This is a genomic window from Zoogloea sp. (assembly GCF_041911615.1).
Taxonomy (GTDB): domain Bacteria; phylum Pseudomonadota; class Gammaproteobacteria; order Burkholderiales; family Rhodocyclaceae; genus Zoogloea.
Genome location: NZ_JAYROR010000026.1, coordinates 1 through 3,012, shown reverse-complemented (window position 1 = coordinate 3,012; position 3,012 = coordinate 1). Strand labels below are relative to the sequence as shown.

The 3,012-nt window shown below is 65.6% G+C and carries 2 protein-coding genes, 1 tRNA gene and 1 pseudogene; all 4 read left to right on the top strand.

Going from position 1 to position 3,012, the window contains the following annotated elements; all coding sequences use genetic code 11:
• Positions 1 to 160 precede the first annotated feature (160 nt).
• Positions 161 to 838, top strand: coding sequence for a 7-cyano-7-deazaguanine synthase QueC (gene queC, locus ACE3P2_RS03160; protein WP_374260917.1), 678 nt, complete (start codon positions 161 to 163; stop codon positions 836 to 838).
• An 11-nt stretch (positions 839 to 849) separates the two neighbouring features.
• Positions 850 to 1,947 (top strand): YeeE/YedE family protein, encoded by a 1,098-nt coding sequence (locus ACE3P2_RS03155; protein ID WP_374260914.1) that lies wholly within the window; start codon positions 850 to 852, stop codon positions 1,945 to 1,947.
• A 40-nt stretch (positions 1,948 to 1,987) separates the two neighbouring features.
• A tRNA-Lys gene (locus tag ACE3P2_RS03150) sits at positions 1,988 to 2,063 on the top strand.
• Between the two features lie 222 nt (positions 2,064 to 2,285).
• A pseudogene (locus ACE3P2_RS03145) lies at positions 2,286 to 2,645 on the top strand (type I restriction enzyme HsdR N-terminal domain-containing protein); the annotation flags it as partial.
• Between the last annotated feature and the right edge of the window lie 367 nt (positions 2,646 to 3,012).

Genomic DNA, 3,012 nt, shown 5'->3' with positions numbered 1-3,012 from the left:
GCCGCTAGGCGGCCACCCCGACCGGCCGTGCGGCAGGCCAGCCGCACGGCCGGCGGACAGCGTAAAGTCTCGGCCGAGCCCCCCCGCGCCGGGCCGTCACGCCGCCGGCCGCGGTTTCTTCAGGCACCGCCCTTCCCGTCGCCAACCTTCAGGAACACCCATGAACACGCCGCGCGCCCTCGTCCTGCTCTCGGGCGGACTCGACTCCGCCACCTGCCTCGCCATCGCCCGCGCCGAAGGCTACGAAAGCTACGCCTTGTCGGTCGAATACGGCCAGCGCCACGCCGCCGAGCTCACCGCGGCCCGCCGCGTCGCCCAGGCCCTCGGCGCCGCCGCCCATCGGGTCGCCCATGTGGACCTCGGCCAGTTCGGCGGCTCCGCCCTCACCGACCCGGCCCTCGCCGTGCCCACCGACGGCGCCGACGGCGGCATTCCGATCACCTACGTGCCGGCCCGCAACACCATCATGCTGTCGATCGCCATGGCCTGGGCCGAGGTGCTCGGGGCCGACCACATCTACGTCGGCGTCAATGCGGTGGATTACTCCGGCTACCCCGACTGCCGCCCGGCCTTCATCGACGCCTTCGAACGCATGGCCAACCTCGCCACCAAGGCCGGCATCGAAGGCCGCCGTCTGCACATCCACGCGCCACTGATCGACCTCTCGAAGGCCGACATCATCCGCCGCGGCACCGCGCTCGGCGTCGACTACGGCCTCACCGTATCGTGCTACCAGGCCGACGACGACGGCCGCGCCTGCGGCCTGTGCGACGCCTGCCGCCTGCGCCGCGCCGGCTTCGATGCCGCCGGCCTGCCCGACCCGACCCGCTACGCCTGAGCACGCCGCCGATGTCCGCGCTCCCCCTCGCGCCACACCTCATCGCCTGGGCCGCCTTCGCCATCGGCCTCGTGTTCGGCATCGCCGCCCAGCGCAGCAACTTCTGCACCATGGGCGCCATCGCCGACGTCCTCATCATGGGCGAGCGCACCCGCCTGCGCATGTGGGCCCTCGCCGCCGCCGTCGCCATCGCCGGCACCGCGGGACTTCAGCTCGCCGGCCTGATCGACGTCCATGACTCGATCTACACCGGCACCCGCCTGCCCTGGCTGTCCCACCTCGTCGGCGGCCTGTGTTTCGGCGTCGGCATGACGCTCGCCTCGGGCTGCGGCGCCCGGACGCTGGTGCGCCTCGGCGGTGGCAACCTCAAATCCCTCGTCGTCTTCGTCTTCCTCGGCCTGTCCGCCTACATGACCTTGCGCGGCCTGTTCGGCGCCGTGCGCGTCGCCTGGCTCGATCCCGTCGCGATCACGCTGGCCACACCCCAGGACATCCCGACCCTCGTCGCCGCACACTTCCAGCTCGACGTCCGCAGCGCATGGCTCGCCTGCGCGCTGGTGAGCGCCGGCAGCCTCGCGCTGTTTGCCCTCTCCCGTCGCGACCTGTGGCAGCCCGCCCCCCTGCTGGGCAGCCTCGCCATCGGCGGCTGCGTGGTGGCGGGCTGGTACCTCAGCGGCCACCTCGCCTGGCTCGCCGAAGACCCCGACACCCTGGCACCGGCCTTCCTCGCCACCAACAGCGGTCGGATGGAATCCCTGAGCTTCGTCGCGCCCTACGCCTACAGCCTGGAGTTGCTGATGCTGTGGACCGACAAGAGTCGCCTCGTCACCCTCGGCATCGCCAGCACCGCCGGCGTGGTTGCCGGCGCCCTGCTCGCCGCCGTCGCCAGCCGCAGCTTCCGCCTCGAAGGTTTCCGCGACACGCCGGATCTCGTCCGCCACATCACCGGCGCTGTGCTGATGGGCTTCGGCGGCGTCACCGCCCTCGGCTGCACGGTCGGCCAGGGTCTCAGCGGCCTCTCGACCCTGTCCCTCGGATCCCTGCTCACCGTTGCCGCGATTTTCGTCGGTGCCGCCGCATCGATAAAAATTCTGCTACGAAACAGTTGACGGATTCTTTGGACGGGCTATAATGCGCGTCTCTTCCGGGGGGTCGGTAGCTCAGTCGGTAGAGCAGCGGACTTTTAATCCGTTGGTCGCGAGTTCGAATCTCGCCCGACCCACCATCGAAAGATGTTGAGAAACAAGCTACTAAGCCAACCAGTCGGTTGGCTTTTTTGTTTTCTAGACTTTCGTCTGGTCCATCTCTGGTTAGCACTCCCTTCGGCCGAGGGGTTGGCTGTCCCCCACATGTTTCCGCGCACACCTTGACACGTTCGGGTAAGATTATTCGAATCCGGCCGGGGGCGTTTGCCTTCGGTTTTTGCATTCTGTTTGCGTAAAAAAACATGGCCGAAAAGAGCACCCCCCCCCTCATCACGACGCTGCCCGACGGTAAGATTTGTGACTTCATCGATGGCACGATTCGGAATGACACTCCCGAGGAATACGTTCGACAGAATATCGAGCGACGTTTGGTCAAGGAATTGGGTTACAAGCCCGAGCGCATCGCCATTGAATTTCCCATCAAGGTTGCGTCCTCCACTAAGCGCGTTGATATCGCCATCTTTCCCGATGGTGCTCCACACAAGCAGGAGCACATCGATATCATCATTGAGTGTAAGCACGAGAAAGTAAAACCCTCGGACAAAAGGGACGGTGAAGACCAGCTCAAGTCCTACCTATCCTCCTGTCCCAACGCTCAATGGGGGATGTGGACGAACGGTCGTCACAAATCGGTGTTTCGGCGCGTAGAAGCTGCAGGTCGTGTTCTTTGGGAAGAGCCGAACGACATCCCCGCTCACGACGGCAATATCGATGACACAGACCGTCCAACTCGGGACCGTCTCATGCGATCGACAGACGACAACCTCTTGTTTTCGTTCCGCACCTGCCACGACCACATCTACATTACGGACGGTCTCCCGAAGGACAATGAATCGCCCCGGGTTTCGCGGAGGCTCCCACTCTTGAGAAGATGGAGCCATGAAGAAGACAACGAAATACGCCCCGGAAGTGCGCGAGCGTTCAGTGCGGATGGTGTTCGAGCAGCGCAGCGAGCACCCGTCGCAATGG

Coding starts and splice junctions, on each gene's coding strand:
- queC (WP_374260917.1), top strand. CDS start 161: ATGAACACGCCGCGCGCCCTCGTCCTGCTCTCGGGCGGACTCGACTCC.
- ACE3P2_RS03155 (WP_374260914.1), top strand. CDS start 850: ATGTCCGCGCTCCCCCTCGCGCCACACCTCATCGCCTGGGCCGCCTTC.